At 42.1% G+C, this 14,625-nt stretch carries 14 protein-coding genes; 2 read left to right on the top strand and 12 right to left on the bottom strand.

The window, feature by feature from the left end:
- Position 1: 1 nt before the first annotated feature.
- Both aceE and AC5YCD_RS11935 read right to left on the bottom strand, forming a co-directional pair.
- Entirely contained in the window at positions 2 to 2,704 is a 2,703-nt protein-coding gene (gene aceE, locus AC5YCD_RS11940) for a pyruvate dehydrogenase (acetyl-transferring), homodimeric type (protein WP_496130242.1), read from the bottom strand.
- Positions 2,705 to 2,998: 294 nt separating this feature from the next.
- A complete protein-coding gene (locus AC5YCD_RS11935; protein ID WP_496130241.1) occupies positions 2,999 to 3,736 on the bottom strand; it encodes a M23 family metallopeptidase in 738 nt (245 codons plus the stop codon).
- A gap of 111 nt (positions 3,737 to 3,847) precedes the next feature.
- On the opposite strand from AC5YCD_RS11935, the gene AC5YCD_RS11930 reads away from it, so the two are divergent.
- A complete protein-coding gene (locus tag AC5YCD_RS11930; RefSeq protein WP_496130240.1) occupies positions 3,848 to 4,288 on the top strand; it encodes a DciA family protein in 441 nt (146 codons plus the stop codon).
- A gap of 97 nt (positions 4,289 to 4,385) precedes the next feature.
- On the opposite strand, the gene lpxC is transcribed toward AC5YCD_RS11930, so the two are convergent.
- The 8 genes from lpxC to gshB all read right to left on the bottom strand — a co-directional run bounded on the left by lpxC (position 4,386) and on the right by gshB (position 13,760).
- A complete protein-coding gene (gene lpxC, locus AC5YCD_RS11925) occupies positions 4,386 to 5,288 on the bottom strand; it encodes a UDP-3-O-acyl-N-acetylglucosamine deacetylase (RefSeq protein ID WP_496130239.1) in 903 nt (300 codons plus the stop codon).
- A gap of 123 nt (positions 5,289 to 5,411) precedes the next feature.
- Positions 5,412 to 6,602 carry a cell division protein FtsZ gene (gene ftsZ, locus AC5YCD_RS11920; RefSeq protein WP_496130238.1) on the bottom strand — a complete coding sequence of 397 codons (1,191 nt, stop codon included), beginning with the start codon at positions 6,600 to 6,602 and terminating at the stop codon, positions 5,412 to 5,414.
- 165 nt (positions 6,603 to 6,767) lie between these two features.
- Positions 6,768 to 8,030 carry a cell division protein FtsA gene (ftsA, locus tag AC5YCD_RS11915; RefSeq protein WP_496130237.1) on the bottom strand — a complete coding sequence of 421 codons (1,263 nt, stop codon included), beginning with the start codon at positions 8,028 to 8,030 and terminating at the stop codon, positions 6,768 to 6,770.
- Between the two features lie 63 nt (positions 8,031 to 8,093).
- Entirely contained in the window at positions 8,094 to 8,948 is an 855-nt protein-coding gene (locus tag AC5YCD_RS11910; RefSeq protein ID WP_496130236.1) for a cell division protein FtsQ/DivIB, read from the bottom strand.
- 3 nt (positions 8,949 to 8,951) lie between these two features.
- Positions 8,952 to 9,881: a D-alanine--D-alanine ligase gene (locus AC5YCD_RS11905; RefSeq protein ID WP_496130235.1), complete on the bottom strand. Its 930-nt coding sequence runs from the start codon at positions 9,879 to 9,881 to the stop codon at positions 8,952 to 8,954.
- A 53-nt stretch (positions 9,882 to 9,934) separates the two neighbouring features.
- Positions 9,935 to 11,383 carry a UDP-N-acetylmuramate--L-alanine ligase gene (gene murC, locus AC5YCD_RS11900; RefSeq protein ID WP_496130234.1) on the bottom strand — a complete coding sequence of 483 codons (1,449 nt, stop codon included), beginning with the start codon at positions 11,381 to 11,383 and terminating at the stop codon, positions 9,935 to 9,937.
- A gap of 12 nt (positions 11,384 to 11,395) precedes the next feature.
- Positions 11,396 to 12,493 (bottom strand): undecaprenyldiphospho-muramoylpentapeptide beta-N-acetylglucosaminyltransferase, encoded by a 1,098-nt coding sequence (gene murG / locus AC5YCD_RS11895; RefSeq protein ID WP_496130233.1) that lies wholly within the window; start codon positions 12,491 to 12,493, stop codon positions 11,396 to 11,398.
- Positions 12,494 to 12,815: 322 nt separating this feature from the next.
- On the bottom strand, positions 12,816 to 13,760 hold the full coding sequence (gshB, locus tag AC5YCD_RS11890; protein ID WP_496130232.1) for a glutathione synthase: 945 nt from the start codon (positions 13,758 to 13,760) through the stop codon (positions 12,816 to 12,818).
- 113 nt (positions 13,761 to 13,873) lie between these two features.
- On the opposite strand from gshB, the gene AC5YCD_RS11885 reads away from it, so the two are divergent.
- Positions 13,874 to 14,068, top strand: coding sequence for a DUF3565 domain-containing protein (locus AC5YCD_RS11885; protein WP_496130231.1), 195 nt, complete (start codon positions 13,874 to 13,876; stop codon positions 14,066 to 14,068).
- 6 nt (positions 14,069 to 14,074) lie between these two features.
- Here AC5YCD_RS11885 and AC5YCD_RS11880 read toward each other — a convergent pair whose 3' ends face one another.
- Positions 14,075 to 14,341 carry a hypothetical protein gene (locus AC5YCD_RS11880; protein WP_496130230.1) on the bottom strand — a complete coding sequence of 89 codons (267 nt, stop codon included), beginning with the start codon at positions 14,339 to 14,341 and terminating at the stop codon, positions 14,075 to 14,077.
- A gap of 14 nt (positions 14,342 to 14,355) precedes the next feature.
- Positions 14,356 to 14,625 (bottom strand): transposase (locus AC5YCD_RS11875; protein ID WP_496130229.1); only part of this gene is annotated, 270 nt, incomplete at its 5' end.

Below are 14,625 nucleotides of genomic sequence, written 5' to 3'. Positions count from 1 at the left end.
CTTATTTCTCCTCTTTGTAGTCTGCAACAGCGTGTACTGATGGTGTTGCTTGTGGTGCCCAAGCCACTGGACGGTCTGTATCTAATTCAAAGCTAGAGATGGCATCTTTGACTAAACGTGCATCTACTTCGCCTTCATCAGCAAGTTTTTTAAGCGTTGCTACAACGATGTGTGCTGCATCTACACCAAAGTAGCTACGTAATTTGGCACGTGTATCTGAACGACCATAACCATCAGTACCAAGCGCTACAAATGGACGGTTGTCTGGAAGATAGGCACGAATTTGTTCGCTGTATGCACGCATATGGTCGGTTGCTGAAACCACGATCCCTTTAGTGCCACGTAATTGCTGAGATACCCAAGCTTCTTTCACTTCTTCTGCAAGTGGGTGTAGGCGGTTGTATTCTTCACACGCCATACCATCACGCGCAAGTTCGTTGAAGCTGGTTACGCTAAATACGTTGGAATGGATTTGGTATTCATCACGTAGGATTTGCGCCGCTTTAATCACTTCACGCAGAATCACCCCTGAACCCATCAGCTGAACAGTGGCTTTTTCATCTTCTTCAAGTAAATACATACCACGTTTGATGCCTTCTTCAACACCTTGTGGCATTGCAGGATGCTCGTAGTTTTCGTTCATGACTGTTAAGTAGTAGAACACGCGCTCTTGGTTCACATACATACGTTTTAAACCGTCATGCACAATTACAGCAAGCTCATAGCCGAAACATGGATCATAAGAGATACAGTTTGGAATGGTGTTGGCTAAGATGTGTGAGTGACCGTCTTGATGCTGTAAACCTTCACCGTTGAGGGTTGTACGACCTGCAGTTGCACCCAATAAGAAGCCTTGTGCTTGTGCGTCGCCTGCTGCCCATGCAATGTCACCAATACGTTGGAAACCAAACATCGAGTAGTACATGTACATTGGAATCATTGGCAAGTTATTGGTTGAATAACTGGTCGCCAACGCAGCCCACGCGCTCATCGCACCTGCTTCGTTAATTCCTTCTTGTAGCATGTGACCGTCTTTGGCTTCACGGTAATGCATCAATTGTTCTTGGTCTTCTGGGGTGTACTTTTGACCGTGCGCGGCATAAATACCCAACTGACGGAACATCCCCTCTAAACCAAATGTACGTGCTTCATCTGGAACAATTGGCACAACACGGTCTTTGATGGCTTTTTCTTTCAATAAAGAAGAAATTAAACGCACCATCACCATCGTTGTAGATTGTTGCTTACCGTTAGAACCTGCAAGTACCGCATCAAATACAGATAATTCTGGAATCGCAAGTAATTCGCTTTCTTTACGACGTGCAGGTAAGTAACCACCTAACGCTTCACGACGTGCCTTCATATATTTAATTTCAGGCGAGTTTTCGCTTGGACGGTAGAACGGAACTTCTTCTAATTGCTCATCGGTAAATGGCAAGTTAAAACGGTTACGTACATATTTAAGCGATTCAAGCTGCATTTTCTTGATTTGATGCGTTTTGTTCACCGCTTCGATTTCTTCAGATAAACCATAACCTTTCACAGTTTTTGCTAAGATGACTGTTGGTTGACCTGTCGATTTCATCGCTTCTGCATAGGCAGCATAAACCTTGTACGGGTCATGACCACCACGGTTTAAGTTATCGATGTCTTCGTCGCTTAAGTTTTTAACTAACTCTTCAGCTTCTGGATATTTACCAAAGAAGTGCGCACGAGTATAAGCACCACCTTTTACTTGGTAACGTTGGTAGTCGCCATCTACAGCTTCTTCCATAATCGCTTTTAAAGCGCCAGATTTATCTTTATCAAGTAGCGGATCCCAATGACGACCCCATACCACTTTAATCACACGCCAGCCTGCACCACGGAATAGAGATTCTAATTCTTGAATAATTTTGCCGTTACCACGTACCGGACCATCGAGACGCTGTAAGTTACAGTTGACCACCCACACAAGGTTATCTAGCTTTTCACGACCAGCAAGGGCAATCGCACCTGTACTTTCTGGTTCGTCCATCTCGCCATCACCAAGATAAGCCCAAACTTTACGGTCTTCTTCTTTGATTAAGCCACGGTTCATTAAGTATTTTTGAATGTGTGCTTGGTAAATCGACATGATTGGACCAAGACCCATCGATACTGTTGGGAACTGCCAGTAATCTGGCATTAAGTATGGGTGTGGATATGACGGTAAGCCAACACCGTCTACTTCACGACGGAAGTTGTTTAAGTGATCTTCAGTTAAACGACCTTCTAAGAACGAACGTGCATAAATACCTGGGGCACAGTGACCTTGGTAGTAAATCATGTCGCCGCCAAAGTTATCGCTATTGGCACGGAAGAAGTGGTTAAAACCAACATCATATAAAGTTGCAGAAGACGCGAAGCTGGCTAAGTGACCACCTAGGTCATCACCTGTTTTATTGGCACGCAGTACCATCGCCAAAGCATTCCAACGGATTAAAGCACGAATACGGCGCTCCATGTCTGGATCACCCGGCAACGCTGGCTGTTCTGCTACAGAAATCGTATTTAAGTAAGGTGTATTTAAGCGCTGAATGGGAACATGCTTTGCAATCGCGCGTTGATACAATTTTTCTAATAAAAAGGCTGCACGTTCTGTGCCCATGTGTTCAACCACAGAGTCGAACGCTTCTTGCCATTCTTGGGTTTCTTGCGCGTCAGTATCACCATAAAACGCCATAATCTACCATTCCATATACCTATATTAGGATGTATATGTATCATACTTTAGACGTATTAAGTTATCGTTGCAGCTGAATATAGTTACAGAGGTGTATTTCATAGCTAAATACTGGCCGCTTTATAGCACCTTAAAACAACAAAAAACCGCCCAAATAGGCGGTTTATCATACAACAAAGCTACTTTTTTAAATAATAGCCCTGTTTAAAATAAAGTCAGTCGTTTAAAGCATCTCTGATCGTACTAAATCGTTTGCTGACAATTCATACATTAAATGTATAAATCTACCCCAAATTAGCGCAACATGGCCAAATAAGGTGATGGGTTCTTACGCTGACCGTTTTTAACCACTTCATAGTGTAAATGTGGTCCAGTACAACGACCTGTACAGCCTACATTAGCAATATGCTGACCTGCTTTCACACGCTCACCGACACGGGCAATTAAACGTGAAGCATGTGCATAACGGGTGACATAGCCATTACCGTGGTTAATTTCAACGTATTGACCATAACCTGTACCCCAACCTGATTTAGTGACTACACCAGGACCTGTAGCATAAATTGGTGTACCTGTAGGTGCAGCGAGATCTAAACCTGAATGGTTTTCAGCACGCCCTCCCATAGTACGACCACCGTAATTTGAGCTTACGCGTCCATTGGGTAAGGGATGGGCTAATAACCAAGAATATGGGCTACTTGATACAGAAGATGCTGAATAATCAGTTGACTTAGTGCTTGGATATTTTTTCTCAAGCGACTCGTTATTTAATACAGTGGTTTTTTCTGCACCACGAATTGTAACGTTGATTTCAGTCGGTTTAAGTGCTGCAACTTCTGTTGCTGTTTTAAACTCTGAATAAGACCCTTGTGCTAAAGTTTTGGTGAGTTGTTCAAGACGGTCTGGATTAGAATCCGCTTTTAAATCTAAAACTTGTGCCTGATTGGCTTTTAGATCAACTAACTCAGCTAAAGCTACGGTTGAAGCTGAAGCTGCTAAAGTACACGCTACAAAAATACGTCGCAAATGCATAAAAAAACCTCTTTAAACTGTTTTTAGCAAAGTTCCCTTGTCTGAATCTCGTCCTTGATATCTACCAAAAGAAGCGCATAAGATTAGGACATAAACATGAAGGAATGATGTATGTCTGAACCTGTAAACGTTTTTGGGCAAACAAGTAAACATCTAAAAACAGGAAACTTAACGTTTCTCTCAACGCAAGTTGCTGCATGGCAGAAACTTAGCAAACTTATCCAACCGCTCCTGCCCCAACCGGAGCAATGGCAAGTTGTGTGTTATCAAAATGGCGTTTTGACAATTACCGGTGAAAATCAGGCCATGATTAGCCAACTCGGTTATCTTCAAAAGCAATACATACAACAATTGTCACAAATTAGTGGTCTAGAAAATTTACAGAAAATCCAAGTGCGCCTGAGAATCAAAGCTCAAACACCTGTAAAAAATGAAAATTGTTCTAGGCAATTACAAGCTGAAACACAAGATTTGTTACGTGATGCCGCTTGCTTTGTGAACGACCCTAAGCTTAGCCAAGCGATGCTACGTTTGGCAAGCAAAAAAAAGTAATTCTCATTTCTCTGTATTAGAAATGATGAATTAAATTCGTGACTTAAATCACAAATGCAGGTGTTACATTATAACATTTACACGAAAAGACAATAACTTATGCAATTGTTACATAACTAATCGGACATTTTGCAACGTCATCAAATGTTACAATTTCATAGCTACTTGGATCACTTTGCACATTGCGTAGCAGTTGATTGTTGAGCGCATGACCTGATTTGTAACCATCGAATTTTGCAATAATTTGATGACCCATGAGGTATAAGTCACCCACTGCATCTAAGATTTTATGTCTTACAAATTCGTCTGAAAAACGTAAACCTTCTTCATTGACCACGCCAGTGTCATCCACGCCAATGGCGTTTTCAAGACTCGCACCGAGCGCTAAATTATTGGCTTTAAGATAGTCCAAATCTTTCATAAAGCCAAAAGTTCGCGCTTCACTCACTTCATAGACAAATGTTTCTGTGGAAAAGTCGATGGTGGCTGACTGATATTCTTTTTGAAAGGCTGGATGATCAAAGTCGATAGTGAAATTGAGTTGAAAACCATCATGCGGGGTAAAAATGGCTTTTTTGTCTTGAATCAGCGCTTCGACAGGTTTTAAAATTTTAATAAATTTTTTCGGCGCGTCTTGCTCAAGCAAACCACCTTGCATTAATAGGTAAATAAATGGACCCGCACTGCCATCCATAATCGGTAACTCTGAAGCAGAGACTTCGACAATAAGATTATCAATACCTAATCCCGCAATAGCACTCATCACATGTTCAATGGTGCCGACTTTGGCATTTTCTTGGACCAAGTTGGAGCACATAAACGCTTCTTGAATCAACATTGCATCGGCTGGAATGTCGACCACTGGATCAAGATCAATACGACGAAACACAATCCCTCCATCCGCATGGTGGGGTACAAAGTTCATAAATACTTTTTGACCACTGTGCAGACCAATCCCGCTCGCTTTCACGACACGTTTTAGGGTTCGTTGTTTCAACATATCAGTTCAATCATTTCGCTTAAACCGCTATACGTTAGCATATTTCGCCATTGTACCAAAACAAAAAGGTAGCCCTTGAGCTACCTTTTACGTTGTAACAATGTAAACATATTTTGTTACATATTACTTACGCTGTTGATTTTTAAGATAATCTTGAATACTCATTGGCGTTGGACGACCACTTGCTGTAGGCGCAACTGGTGTACTCGCTGCATCCGTATTCTGACGTTGAATAGCAGGAACATCATCATCATCAACTGCCGTTTGCTGTGCAGCAGATGCATTAGGTACCTGTGCATTAGCAGCTGGACGTTTGACTACATCAGCAGAATCCGCAGAGTTACGTGTTAAACCTGTTGCAATAACGGTGACGCTAATTTCATCACGCGCATCTGGATCAAATACTGTACCGTAGAATACTTGACCTTCGTCTAGATCAACAATTTGGTTAACAACATCGGTAATTTCTTCGATTTCACCGAAAGTCACATCGTCACCACCGGTCACGTTAATTAAGATACCTTTGGCATTCATAATGGTCACGTTATCAAGCAGTGGACTACGAATCGCTTGCTCTGCTGCTTGACGCGCACGATTTTCACCACGACCAAGACCCGCACCCATCATCGCGTAACCGCGTGTACTCATAGCAGTTTTTAGATCGGCGAAGTCAAGGTTGATATGACCTGGACGTACCACAAGATCAAAGATACTGCGTACCGCATTTAACAATACATCATCGGCTTTCTTGTAAGCATCTTTCATTGAGATGTCACGGAAAACTTTAAGTAAGCGTTGGTTTGGAATAATGATTAACGAATCAACATGTTGCTCTAAAGCTTCAATGCCTTTTTCTGCAGACAGTAGACGACGTTTACCTTCAAAGTTAAACGGTGTCGTTACAACGCCAACGGTTAAGATGCCCATTTCTTTAGCAATTTCAGCAACCACTGGTGCAGCACCTGTACCTGTACCACCACCCATACCAGCAGTAACAAACACCATATCGGTGCCTTCTAAATGCTGACGAATGATTTCACGGCTTTCTTCAGCCGCTGCTTGACCCACTTGTGGATTAGCACCAGCGCCAAGTCCACGTGTACTTTGCTCGCCCAATTGGATTTTAAACTGCGCATTCATACGGTCTAAAGCTTGACGGTCTGTATTTGCACAGACAAATTTTACGCCTTGAATGTCAGATTCCAACATGTGTTGCACAGCGTTACCACCAGCACCACCTACACCAAACACAGTAAAACGGGCTTGACCGTTGCTATCGGTTTGATCATCTTCAAAAAATTCAAATGAGGCCATGACCTTGAGATTTCCTAATTCATAATTGGCAGCCACTTAAGCCCGTACACTGCCTTATATTTAATAAACAAAAATTGCTTTAAAGCATGCTGTTCAAGTTCGGGCTTGTCAAGTCTAAGCTTGACTTCTACCCTTATTGTTAACGCTTTTACCGCAGATTCACCATTAAAAGAATGATTTCAACTTATCGTTCAAACCAGACCAAGCGCGGCCAGCACGCTTCCAAATAGAAACCTCGTGGGTTTCTTCTTCCTCAGCAATCGCCTCTGGCAATTCACTTTGGCTAAACATCAGTAGACCAGCTGCTGTTGCGTACTGTGAACGATGTAAGGCTGCTTGATGTTCTTCATCGCTATATACTGCAGTTGGCGGATTGGCTAAATGTGCAGACACCCCCAACATGCGACGTACAAAGGTCACCATACCTTCAATTTGGCAAGCATCACCTGCTAACACCACACCATGATACAAACCTTGTAAAGCACCTGTCTCTTCAAGTTGTTGGCGAATTTGCCCAAAAATCTCTTCATAACGTGCAATAATGATATCAGTCAATTCAATACGACTAATGGTTTGTGGACCATCAATCCCTTGAATTTGAATCATATGATCGGGTTTGACCACTTTTTGGTCCACACAGCCATAACGCAATTTAATACGCTCAGCTTCTTCAGTGGTGGTCTGTAACACGGCTGCGATATCACGCGTTACATGTTCACCACCACGTTGTAGGGTATGGGTCAGTGCTAAACGACCTTCAATATACATAGCAATATTGGTGGTCCCTGCGCCAATATCAATTAAGCATACCCCATACTCTTTTTCATCTTTTAACAGGCAAGCTTCTGATGTGGCAAGGGTCGAAATCACCATTTTTTCGACGCCAATATTGGCGCCTTTCATGGCTCGATCCAAATTTTGCATGGTGCTGATTGGCAACTGCATGAGCTGATAATGCCCAGTCATATTGGTAGCCGACATACGAATTGGATTGTGTACCCACTCACCTGACTCATCCAGGTCAAATCCTAAAGGTACGGCACTGACCAAGTAATGATCAGGCGTCACTTGACTGGCTTTGGCAAGTTCGAGTGCCCGTACCACTTCGCTAGTGGTAATGGTTTTATCAGCACTGGTAATTGCAGTTGAACCAAAGGCGTAGCAACTTTTTAGCTCTGCACTTGGAATAGATACCCAAGCCGAATGCACACGACATTCAGCCATATCTTCTGCTTCTTGCACAGCATTTTTGATTGCAGTGATAACTTTATCGAGACTAACAATTTTCCCTTTATTCATGCCTCGGTTACGAGCTGTTGCCATACCAATGACTTGGATTTTATCTGGCGCGTGTACCTTACCAATCAAAACCGAAACTTTGTGCGTCCCAATGTCAATCGCAACAACCGAGGGAACAGCTTCACTCATTATTCACTACTACCATTATGTTGGTTTAATTTCTGGCCTTAAGCCTCTATTTATAAAGCCAAATTATGGCTTTGCCTGTATTTCTGTTGCAATGCTTGTGTCATTTTTGCTTACAACAAAGTGACCATTAGCAATTGCAGGTGCAGCTGAATGTATCCATTGAATGGCTAACCCATTGCGGTAGCGTAAATCAATTGATGACATTTTATTCCACACCGGTTTAAAGTCAGTTTGTGCTAAGTGACTTAAGCGTTGCAGCTTACTCATGGTTTGATCTTGATCTACGATAACACGCAGACCCGAATCAAACTGCATAAACCAGGTCATTCGGTCAGTTAAATATAATTCTTTGAGACGCAAATTCACTGGTAAAAATAGTTGGTTGATTTCATTGTAACGGCGCATCATCATTTCAGATTGATGTACAGGGCCATGCAATAGTGGTAAATGCTGATAATTTTTGGCATCCACTTCGCTAAACACCACGCCATTGTCACTTAACAGACGTCCTGTACCCCAACGTGCAATTGGATGACGCGGCATAACACGTACACGAATCGCATTGGGCCATGCACGTGAAACCACCACGCGATCCACCCAAGAAAGTTCAAGTGTACGATCGCGTATAACTTCTAAATCTGAAGTGAAGTAATTTTCTTTAATCACAGGTGCTACATGCTGCACGACTTTAGCGCTTTCGGTACTAGAACGTGTCCCGACTACGTCAAGTTCAGCAACATGTGCATCTGTCATGAGTTTATACAGTGCATAAATTCCTACTGCCAATACAGCACAGGCAATTACCAAAAGCAGCCATCCACCCGCATTAGCCAGTTTTTCTTGCTTGGTCGGTGGTTTTTCATGAATCGAGGTAATCGCTTTGCGTTTACGCCGCATTGTAGCAGGAAGTTGTACCATGACTTAGTAAGCCGCATCCGTTAAGGTTTGCTCTAAGATGGCAACACATAACTGCTCAAAGCTATAGCCAACTGCTGCTGCAGCTTTGGGCACTAAAGAATGACTGGTCATTCCCGGCACAGTATTGACTTCTAGTAACCAAAAATTACCTTGCTCATCCTGCATGGCATCAATACGTCCCCACCCACTCGCACCTACTGCTTGAAAAGCACGTAAGCAAAGCGCTTGTAAGCGTTTTTCTTCATCTTCAGTTAAACCGCATGGAATACCGTATTGCACATCATTACGATTATACTTGGCTTCAAAGTCATAGAATGCGACGTCAGCCGGCGGCTGTAAACGAATCACAGGCAGTGCCTGACCATTTAAAATCACAATGGTAAATTCACGACCGCTAATCCATTTTTCTGCCATAACCACTGCATCATGTTCGGTTGCTTTGGCAATAGCTTCAGCAAAGTCTTCAATCTTTTCGACTTTACTCATGCCAATGCTTGAGCCTTCATGCACAGGTTTGATAATAAACGGCAGACCAATGGATGCAACAATTTCTTCTAAATCAGAATCTTTTGTTACGATTCGATAGGGTGCAGTTGGCAACTCAGAACCTTGCCATACTTGCTTGGTTTTGACCTTATCCATACCAATCGCTGAACCCTGTACACCGGTACCGGTATACGGGATATTTAACCATTCTAATGTGCCTTGAATTTGACCATCTTCACCACCACGACCATGCAACACAATAAAGGCACGGTCGTAGCCAACTAGCTCAGTGACACTACGTTCTTGCGGATCAAAAGCTTCGGCATTTACCCCTGAACGTACTAATGCTTCAAGTACTGCTGTCCCGCTATCGAGAGACACCTGACGCTCTGCTGACTTACCACCTAATAACACGGCAACTTTGCCGAATTTTGAAACATCTGACACGCTAATATCCTTAAAAGTTGTTATGATTTTCAATCAAATTCACAATCACATGCTTATTTTAAATATAAATGATTTTGTGCTAATTCAACTGAGATTCCACCCACATTACCTGCGCCTTGCGTTAATAACAAGTCATTCGCTTGTAACACTTTTTGCATAGCATTTTGCAGATTGCCTTCTACTGGATCGATCAAAATCGGTTCGACGTCACCACGTAAACGGATACTGCGTGCAAGCGCACGACTATCTGCACCGACAATTGGTTTTTCACCTGCAGGATACACTTCTAATAACAATAATTGATCGACTTGTGACAATACATCTACGAAGTCATCAAAGCAGTCACGGGTACGGCTAAAACGGTGTGGTTGGAACATCATCACTAAACGACGATCAGGATGGCTCTGACGCGCAGCCTTAATGGTGGCTTCCACTTCTTTTGGATGGTGGCCGTAGTCATCCACTAATTTTACGTCACCACCTTCCACTTCAAATTGACCTTGAATTTGGAAACGACGACCAACACCACTAAAGCTCTCTAAAGCACGGCAAATTGCACCGTCGGATACACCTTCATCGGTTGCAATACCAATTGCAGCCAATGCATTTAAAATGTTGTGCGCGCCCGGCATATTAATGGTCACGCGTAGTGGCTCACGGTCTTTACGCAACACGGTAAAGTGTGATTGCATACCATCTTGTGCCACATCTACTGCACGAATGTCGTTATCTTCATTAAAACCATAGGTTAACAATGGACGACCAATACGCGGCATAATTTCGCGGATATTGGCATCGTCACCACACACCACAGCTAAACCATAGAATGGAAGTTTTTGTAAGAACTGAACAAAAGTATCTTTGAGCACATCAAAGCTACCGCCATAGGTATCCATATGGTCAGCATCAATGTTGGTCACAATGGTTGCCATCGGCTGTAAATGCAAGAAGGATGCATCTGATTCGTCTGCTTCAGCCACGATATAACGGCTTGCACCTAGTGCTGCATTGACACCGGTGCGATTGAGCAAACCACCAATGACATAAGTTGGATCAAGATTTTCTTCTGCCAACATACAAGTTACAAGACTTGTGGTTGTCGTTTTACCATGCGTACCTGCAACCGCAATACCGTGACGGTAACGCATCAATTCGCCTAACATTTCGGCACGGCGCACCACAGGAATACGGTTTTCTAAAGCTGCTTTTACTTCTGGGTTTTCAGGGTCAATCGCGGTAGACACCACCAACACATCAGCATTGACAATATTTTCAGCCGCGTGACCTAAATACACCTGAATGCCATTTTCTTCAAGCTGAGCCGTGGTTTTAGAGGCTTTAATATCTGAGCCTGAAACTTGATAACCTTGGTTTTTAAGTACTTCGGCAATACCACACATTCCGGCCCCACCAATACCCACAAAGTGAATGTGTTTGATACGGCGCATTTCTGGCACTTTAATTAACTTTTTCGCTTGTTCAGCAGGTGTAGATGGAGACATAAATTACTCGGATTACAATTCTTGAATTAAACGAACCACATGTTGGGTTGCATCAGGTTGGGCATGTTGACGGGCTTTCACTGCCATTTTCGACAGGGTTTGGCGATTCATCAACGGTGCTAAGAGTTCTGTTAAACTTTCAGAGGTCATCGTGCCTTGTGGACAAATTTTAGCTGCACCGGCATTGGCCAAAAATTTAGCATTTGCAGTTTGGTGATCATCCACCGCACTTGGGAGTGGCACAAAAATCGCAGCCACACCTGCTGTGGCAATTTCGGTAACTGTTAAAGCACCCGCGCGGCAAATAATTAAATCGGCATCGCTATAGGCTTTGGCCATATCTTCAATAAAGGCTTGTACCTCTACTTTGACATGACTTGGTGCATTGGCATAACGTGCAGCAGTGCTGTCTTGGTTTTTTTGACCACATTGATGATAAATATCTAAAGGCACACCCAGTTGCATTAATGCCGCTGGCACACGTTCATTTAAGGCTTGCGCACCGAGCGAACCACCTACAATTAACACACGTAGTGCTAAACCTGCTTTTTCACGCTGCTCATAACGCCAAGCTGGACTTAAAATCTCGGTAATTTCTTTACGTACCGGATTACCTGTTGCTACAACTTTAGTGCTTTTAGCAAAGGTATTTGGAAATGCTTCGCAGACGGTTTTTGCTACACGCGATAATTGGGTATTGGTAAAGCCTGCTACCGCATTTTGCTCATGAATAATCACAGGAATACCTAAAGCACGTGCAGCTAAGCCACCGGGGCCTGCCACATAACCACCAAAGCCTGCTACAGCGTCTACATTCAGCTGCTTCATATATTTCATGGCGCTTAACGTGGCTTTTAAAATTTTAAATGGTGCCAGTAGCTTACGCACTACCCCATTACCACGTACACCTTGGATATCAATTTGATAAATTGGAATATTTTGGTTTTGTAATAAGCGATTTTCCATACCTGATGGCGTTGCCAACCAAGATACTTCAACCCCTTGTTGTTTTAATTCTTTAGCCACGGCTAAGGCGGGGAACACATGTCCACCTGTACCTGCGGCCATCATCATGACATGTTTAGGTTGTTGTTTCTGCACTTGGCTCACGGTCTATTTCTTCAATTCAGATATGGCTAATGAAAGATCTTAATAAGCGGACAATTGTAATCACAAAAATGCAGGCTTGAAAGTTTATTTACTTTTTTTCACTCGGCATTTTATTGGTTTTTTTCCTTAGATTGATAACTTTAAACTAGTTTTATTATTAACAGCAAATAAGTTCATAAATTATATACATATTATACCAACTTGCTTTGCTGTAACTTAGATTTTTATTTTATCGTGTTTTTTAAATTTGTGAAACACATCACAATAATAAGCAAAAAAAAGAGCCAGCAAATGGCTCTTTTTTGAATTTATGGTCAATTCTTTAAGCTTTTAGACCTTGCTCTAATACATCAAAAAGATCGTCAGCAATTGAAGTTGCAAATTGCGCGTCAATCTCACGAATACAGGTTGGGCTGGTGACATTAATTTCTGTCACATAGTTTCCAATCACATCTAAACCGACAAAGACTAAACCTTTTTCTTTTAAGAAAGGTCCAACTTTTGCAGCAATCGCTTTGTCATTTTCAGTCAATGGGCGCGCTTCACCACGACCACCCGCAGCTAAATTACCGCGTGTTTCACCATTTTGTGGAATACGTGCTAAGCAATAAGGTACAGCTTCACCATTAATCATCAGGATACGCTTATCACCATCGACAATTTCTGGAATATAACGCTGTGCCATAATAGGCTGCTGCCCCATTTGAGTGAGCATTTCTAGTGTAGAACCAATATTGGCACCATCGGCAGTTAAACGGAAAATGCCCATACCCCCCATACCATCAAGTGGTTTTACAATCACGTCTTGATGTTGAACAATAAATTCACGAATCAGAGCATCTTGTGAAGTCACTAAAGTCGGAACTTGTAATTCTGGAAACTGTGTGGCAAATAATTTTTCGTTACAGTCACGTAGGCTTTGTGGTTTGTTAATAATCCATGCGCCTTCGCGTTCTGCTTGTTCTAAAATATAAGTGCTATAAACAAAGTTCATATCAAACGGTGGATCTTTACGCATAAGTACAACGTCGTACGCTGCGATAGATTCTTTTTGTTTTTCGCCCAGTTCATAGTAATGATTGTAGTCTTCAAACACTTTTAAAGGTGCAATTAAACCAAAAGCTTTACCTTGATCAATATATAAATCTTGTTGTAATGCATAACCTAATTCGTGTCCACGACGCGATGCAGCCCAAAGCATTGCCATAGTTGAATCTTTTTTTAGGTTTACATTTTCGATGGGATCCATCACCACAAGTACGCGCATATTATTGTGCTCAATTACGATTTAAATTGGCAAAAGTATAGCGGAGATTACAGCATGTGCATGGCTATTTTATGCTGTGGTTAGGCTTTTTGCTGCAAAGGATTTTTAGACTAATGTTACAAGCGATTGTAGATTTTTATTTAGATGCTGAGGGTCATTGGGTGGCAAAGCTTGCCTGTGGGCATTCTCAACATGTAAGGCATAATCCACCGTGGCAAAATCGTCCTTGGGTGATGACTGAACAAGGACGGAAAGAAAAGTTGGGGGTGATATTGGAATGCAAGTTGTGTGATGAAACAGCTCTTTAAATTAATTCAATCTTCTACAGATGCCTTAATATTTTTTGTTTGATGAAGCTTTTTCTGTCTATCGAGCTCCCGTACTTTTGCTCTAAGTTCGTCCTCATTCCAATCACGATGTGCTTTCTCATATTCATTTTTAAACTGGCGCTGCTCCACATTGAGATCTCTTAAATTCTTATTTATTTTTTTAAATTCTTCTAATTGGTTTTCATGTACACTTTTCATACTTATACGTTCAATATCTTTATATTCTGAAAAGTCTAAAATAACCCGAATCATGGATAAGCCTAGTTTCACATCGTTGTAAATTGAGGCTTATTCTGATGGCAGATTTGATAAGCACAGAGTGATGCATAAATCCCAGCGAAATAACCTGAAATAGAACGATGGCGACTGCTTACTAGGTTGTATTGTTGCTTCAATAAGCTAAAGATCGTCTCTATTTTATTGCGTTGTCTCAGCATAAGCTCATCCTCTAATGAGAGTTCTAATGGTCGCATGTTCTTGCGATGATACGTAATCAATTCAACACCTTGCGCTCCTAGCTTATCTTTTAAAATCTC

This window comes from Acinetobacter sp. CY05 (assembly GCF_059515805.1).
The sequence above is the reverse complement of the archived record's forward strand: the minus strand, read 5'-3'. Positions and strand labels throughout refer to the sequence as shown.

Bases quoted from the DNA above. Each gene is read 5' to 3' on its own strand.
- aceE (WP_496130242.1), bottom strand. From the start codon at position 2,704: ATGGCGTTTTATGGTGATACTGACGCGCAAGAAACCCAAGAATGGCAA.
- AC5YCD_RS11935 (WP_496130241.1), bottom strand. From the start codon at position 3,736: ATGCATTTGCGACGTATTTTTGTAGCGTGTACTTTAGCAGCTTCAGCT.
- AC5YCD_RS11930 (WP_496130240.1), top strand. From the start codon at position 3,848: ATGTCTGAACCTGTAAACGTTTTTGGGCAAACAAGTAAACATCTAAAA.
- lpxC (WP_496130239.1), bottom strand. From the start codon at position 5,288: ATGTTGAAACAACGAACCCTAAAACGTGTCGTGAAAGCGAGCGGGATT.
- ftsZ (WP_496130238.1), bottom strand. From the start codon at position 6,602: ATGGCCTCATTTGAATTTTTTGAAGATGATCAAACCGATAGCAACGGT.
- ftsA (WP_496130237.1), bottom strand. From the start codon at position 8,030: ATGAGTGAAGCTGTTCCCTCGGTTGTTGCGATTGACATTGGGACGCAC.
- AC5YCD_RS11910 (WP_496130236.1), bottom strand. From the start codon at position 8,948: ATGGTACAACTTCCTGCTACAATGCGGCGTAAACGCAAAGCGATTACC.
- murC (WP_496130234.1), bottom strand. From the start codon at position 11,383: ATGTCTCCATCTACACCTGCTGAACAAGCGAAAAAGTTAATTAAAGTG.
- gshB (WP_496130232.1), bottom strand. From the start codon at position 13,760: ATGCGCGTACTTGTGGTGATGGATCCCATCGAAAATGTAAACCTAAAA.
- AC5YCD_RS11885 (WP_496130231.1), top strand. From the start codon at position 13,874: ATGTTACAAGCGATTGTAGATTTTTATTTAGATGCTGAGGGTCATTGG.
- AC5YCD_RS11880 (WP_496130230.1), bottom strand. From the start codon at position 14,341: ATGATTCGGGTTATTTTAGACTTTTCAGAATATAAAGATATTGAACGT.